5 protein-coding genes and 1 pseudogene are annotated in these 5,187 nt (G+C 50.1%); 1 reads left to right on the forward strand and 5 read right to left on the reverse strand.

What is annotated here, in order from left to right:
* Positions 1 to 882, forward strand: a pseudogene (locus QZ279_RS06995) (hypothetical protein); the annotation flags it as partial.
* Here QZ279_RS06995 and QZ279_RS07000 read toward each other — a convergent pair.
* From QZ279_RS07000 to QZ279_RS15715, 5 genes are all read right to left on the reverse strand, one after another.
* Positions 862 to 1,809: an aldose epimerase family protein gene (locus tag QZ279_RS07000; RefSeq protein ID WP_293449534.1), complete on the reverse strand. Its 948-nt coding sequence runs from the start codon at positions 1,807 to 1,809 to the stop codon at positions 862 to 864. The pseudogene QZ279_RS06995 and the gene QZ279_RS07000 overlap by 21 nt on opposite strands.
* Positions 1,806 to 2,741, reverse strand: coding sequence for a ParB/RepB/Spo0J family partition protein (locus QZ279_RS07005; protein WP_293449536.1), 936 nt, complete (start codon positions 2,739 to 2,741; stop codon positions 1,806 to 1,808). Before QZ279_RS07005 ends, QZ279_RS07000 begins: the two co-directional genes overlap by 4 nt.
* Positions 2,742 to 2,744: 3 nt before the next feature.
* On the reverse strand, positions 2,745 to 4,076 hold the full coding sequence (locus QZ279_RS07010) for a ParA family protein (protein WP_293449538.1): 1,332 nt from the start codon (positions 4,074 to 4,076) through the stop codon (positions 2,745 to 2,747).
* 47 nt (positions 4,077 to 4,123) lie between these two features.
* The gene (locus QZ279_RS07015; protein WP_293449540.1) at positions 4,124 to 4,627 is read right to left on the reverse strand and encodes a hypothetical protein; all 504 of its coding nucleotides are present in this window, start codon (positions 4,625 to 4,627) and stop codon (positions 4,124 to 4,126) included.
* Positions 4,628 to 4,882: 255 nt separating this feature from the next.
* Entirely contained in the window at positions 4,883 to 5,062 is a 180-nt protein-coding gene (locus tag QZ279_RS15715) for a helix-turn-helix domain-containing protein (RefSeq protein ID WP_366513900.1), read from the reverse strand.
* Positions 5,063 to 5,187 lie beyond the last annotated feature (125 nt).

Genomic DNA, 5,187 nt, shown 5'->3' on the forward strand with positions numbered 1-5,187 from the left:
GAACCCACCGATCCCGAAGGAAGCTGGGACAAGATTGCAACCGAGCTTGCTGGCAAAGACGGCTGGTATCGAACCGGCACCAATGGCCATAGCTTTCTCTACATGCCGCGCTCTAGCGATACCTTGGTCGTGACCTTCGACAACCTCGATATTGCTATGACGAAACACGAAGATCGCCGTCCTTGGGGCTATAGCTTCATCAAGGATCAAGGTTGGTCCATGCTGGGCGTGCTGGCAGGTGGCTGGACATGGTACTGCGAACAATGGGTCAGTGATCAGTTCGATCAACTCAAGAATGACGGTTTCTTCAAACTGTTCAAACGCGTGGTATTCTACGGCGCATCCATGGGTGGATATGCGGCCTGCGCGTTCTCCCCTGCTGCTCCGGGATGTGACGTCGTGGCCATTTCTCCACAAAGCACCGTGGACAAGTCTGTGGTGCCTTGGGAAAGCCGCTACAGGGTGGTGTGGGATCGAGACTTCAACGGCAAGTATGGTGACGCCTCGAAAGTGTCTAAAGCAGCGAATAGGGTCTTAATCTTGTATGATCCCTATGAACCTCTTGATGCCCAACATGCGGCCCGTTTCACAGGCAAAAACGTTCAACACTTGCGCGCGCCTTTACTCGGTCATCGTTTGGGCAGTTCGCTTAATCAGATGGGCATCCTGTCCCCGATCATTCTGGGTGCTTTAGATGGAACCCTGACAAGCGAAGACTACTACAAGCTGTTGCGCACCCGCAAAACATCCCCACGCTATCAGCGCGTGCTGTTCAACAAGGCCGTAGACACGGGCCACAAGGACCTTGCGCACTCTTTAGGGGAACATATCCTCAAGCAGAACCCGAACTGCGCTGTACGCCTAGGAATGCGTGCTCTTTGAAAACCTGAATTCGGTCACTGTGCTGTAAGTTTCGCCTAGTTTCAGAACCATTGATGGAAATTCGTCGTGGTTCACTGCATCCGGCCAAATCTGCGGTTCAACCGCCAGCGCGGCGCGATCCATATGGCGTGCATCATAGACCTGCAAACCCGTCTCTGTCGTCGCAATCTCAAGCGCAACACCGCTCTGCCCGCTACTAAGCCAGAACACTGGTCGTAGTTTTTCGCGTTCCAAGCTGAGGCAAAAATTATGATCCATCACTGCGCCTGCAACAGGTCGCGTCGCAGTGAAGTCAAAGGTCGTTCCTTGAACATCCGCCACCTCACCCGTTGGGATTTGGTCCCCATCCACGGGCAAATAGCGGGTCGCTGTTATCTTCATCTTGTGTGCATCAATATTTGCCTCACCAGACAGGTTCCAATACCCGTGCGACGCAAAGCTACAAAGCGTCTCTTTATCCGCCTGCGCGCTTATCTCAAGGCGCAAGGTGGTGCCGTCGACCTCATAGCGCGCGTGCACGTCTAAGGCACCGGGATACCCCATGTGCCCATCAGGCATGTGCAGACTTAACATAACATGCGTCGATCCACTTTCAACCAGCGTCCAAAGTTGTTCGCTAGCCCCATCAGGCCCACCGTGAAGGCTCGCCCCACTTGGTTCATTTGCAGTTAGCTTGGCAGGCAGTCCGTTGATAATCGCAGATCCATTGCCAAGCCGATTAGCAACCCGTCCAACAATAGCGCCAGCATAATTCAACGGCCCCCAGTAATCGGCTAGATCGTCACTGCCCAACAACGTCTGCGCGCCGTCGATACGGACGGATTGCAAGCTTGCACCATAGGTCAAAACTTTTACGCTTAGTCGGTCGGTTTTTAAGTCTACCGCGTGGACAGCGCGCCCATCTGGCATCTGCCCAAATAGGCTCACTTACCACCTGTAATTCGGCGATCGGCGAGGAAGATGACTAAGTCTTTAGCAAGCTCTTGGGCGTCAACTTCGGTTAATCCAGCGCCTTTGGCTTTCATAGTAAACCCACCCTGCCCTGATTTTATATCCACGGATATACCACCGGCCGCATAAGCCCCAGACTTAGATTCTACCTTAGACAAGGGCGCAGGTGTTACACCGCGTTTGAGCTTTGGAATAATCGCCCTGTACGCGCGTTTTGGCGTCGCTTGAATATCAACCTCTGCAATGATTTTTTCGCGCAACGACACGCAGGCCAGACCAAGTGAAACATCGCCTTGGCTCACTGACAAGCGTTCTGCGACTTCTTCTTGTGTTAAGTCCGACAGACTCTCGGCCAATAAACCAACCGACAGCAATTCCTCAAAACCGCTCAAGTCCTTGCGCATCGTATTCTCGTGGAAGCGCTCTTCCAAGTCGGCCAATGCAGCATCACCCTCGTCCGTTGACAAAATAGCCAACACAGGTAACCCCAATTGCTTGCATGCCTCAGCGCGTCTGCGGCCAGACTGGATCGCAAACATAGCGTCGGTGCGCAGTGGTGTTTCCGCGTCAGGCTGCCAATCTTCATCCACTGGACGCACGCGAATTGGTTGGATTTGACCACGTCTTTTGATGTTGGCTTTCAGTGCTTCAAATGCGTCATCAGCTTGCCAATCGCCGATTCGATCGCTTCCTGCCGCATCGGTCAATTGAAAGGGAGCAAGTGAGAGTGCAACCGTTCCGTTCAAAATACCAAGAACGAGCGACCCGTGGGTGTCCTCAATACGTTGCTTCAGTAGGTTCATAGCAGAGCCTGCCCACATACCACCCATCGCCGGCTTGGGCGCATCTGTGATTGCCTCTTCCTCAAGTGGGGGCAATCCAGCGTCAAGTTTACGTTTTTTAGCCATGTCTTAGCTCCAGCGCTCTTTGATAAATTCATCCGCAAATCCGCGGCCCGGGAGTTCAGGCCAAACCCGCTGAACTAATGCATCGTTCACGGCATTTGCATTCTTCATAAACGCACGGGCAGAGGTGCGCCGCGATTTGGGTGGCAGGTATTCATAGATGCTTTTGTACTCTTCAGACGCATTCGCGATCGCATCAGATCGATTGTACCACACTTGCAAAATTTCACGTGGGGCGCGTCGATAAAGATCTAAAATCTGATCCGTATCTTGATTGTTTTGTTCCTGCACAATCGTCGGAAGGACGACATGTTTGCCTTTCCCTATCTCGATATCCGCCTCGAACCCCATGATGAATTCAAGGTATTCACCAATATTGGACACGTATGTTGAAAGAGTTGCAAGATCGAACCCCTTCATAGTTTGCGGGATAATGACCGTGTCTGAGGCGATCAATCCGTTAAGCTGCATCAAAGTTAAAGATGGCTGTTGGTCGATTACAATGACATCAACAGTTTCGTCCAATGCTTGGGCATAGGCATCCATGTCAAACCTGCCGTCCTTGCGACGCAGATCTGCTGCCGTTGTTTTGGCACCGTATTCACCGTCCCAACAACCAATGGCTTCTTTCAAAATGCGGTAAACTGGAACCTGCGATTGGCGAGACAGGAAAAACAGACTGATATCGCCGTTCTGAATATTAGCACCGCCTGGGATAAGTTTGATGCCGGGCCAAGGCGTTTGTTGCCAGATCTTGTTTAATTCGTCAGCACTAGGCGTGTTCAACGTCTCTGAACCTGGATTATCAACCCCCATAAAATCCGCGAGGGTAGGGGTTTCTGGCTGAAACAAAGGAAGCGATTCATCTGCGAAATAGAGACTAACAGTTGCTTGCGGGTCGGCGTCGATCACACCAACACGCAGCCCGTAAAAGAGATTAACGTATTGGGCAAAATGGGCGGCTGACAGGCTTTTGCCCGTTCCACCTTTTTGTGCCCCAAAAGTTACGACTTTCACAGGTTTGCTCGGTTTGCGCCAATGTAGATGCTGTCGACGCGCGCCTTTGTTTGATCCGATTATTGACCTGATGAGCATAATTTCCGGTGGTGAAAAAGTACGTTCACGGCCAATTTTTTCACCAATCGGAAATTCCGCCTCCTCATTAGAGATACGGGCCAGATAGGTGACATCGACGGCAAGCAACTCAGCAACCTCAGTCATAGAAAACCGGCGCGCCACGCGGGTTCGCAATGTTAAATCACGTTGCAATTTAGTGTTCACACTGCCCATAACACGCGTCATGTTGCGAATGAACTGCTCGAAATTTCCATAAGCCATAAAATATATCCGCGGATATAGAAGTGAAAATGGGCCTGAGAGCTAACTCAAGCGGCTTGATTTAACGATAGGTTGGGTGAAGCGCTTGGTCGTTGCAACTTCTTTTGCGATATTTCCCATCTGCGCAAGTACTGCTTCAGCATTTTCAACATAGATTCAGATTTGTTGTATTGTTGAGAGCTTTCAAGGAGCTGCTCAAATTGAGTTTCTGTAGGCGGTTTTTGCCAAAACGGTTTCCATGTCGCCTGAACAGTTTGCTCAAATGCGCGATATCCCGAATCGGTGATCCCACGTTCGCGAAGACGTTCGCATTGAGCATGCAGATCAGAATGAGTGTGATCAACGCTCAGATAATTCCAGAGCTGTTTTTGCTTTAATATGAGTTTTTTAAAGCTAATTCTATTTGGCTTTCGCGTTAGTGTGATCGCTTTAGTGGCCTCAATCAATTCCAAGGATACTTCTCCATTGAAACTTGGGAAGGGAGCTGACTTTGCTAGATTAGACCATCTAGAAAAAACAGATACTAACTGTGCCTGTTCAGTGTCTTCCAAAAGAGATTTCCTAGATGAGTGGTTTTTCTGGATATGTTTTTTAGAGTTTACTCTGCGTTCAATTGGCTGAACGCTGCATTCACTTTCTTGAACGCTTTTTTACGCTTGCTTGGCTCCTAGCAGTGAACGCCATTTGTGCCAAAAGGTAACGCAATATTTCAAACGATAATTATATCCATTCGCCATTTTCTGGTTGATGGTTTCAACCAGCTCCACGTCGCGCAGTTCCGAGATGTAATCAGAGATCGAGGCCTTTTAGCGGCCAATGCGGTCGCTGAGTTGGCCAAGAGAAGGCCAACACTCACCAGTACGATTGGCCATGCGGCACAATTCGACAAGTAGACGAAATGCACCAGGAGTTAAGTCGATGTCCATGATCTCACAAGGTAAAGCAACAAAGCCTTTTCCAGGATCAAATTCATAGGGTTTCGCCATAAATATCCATTTCTCCGAAGCGTTAAGCTTGCGGTGATTCTGGCATTCTGCTATCAAGAGCGTAGGAAAAGCGTGATAGCGAATGCTATTCGTTTATGGGCTTTGAGGGGTTGCCGCCCCTTGGA

Source organism: Planktotalea sp. (assembly GCF_018607965.1).
GTDB lineage: Bacteria > Pseudomonadota > Alphaproteobacteria > Rhodobacterales > Rhodobacteraceae > Planktotalea.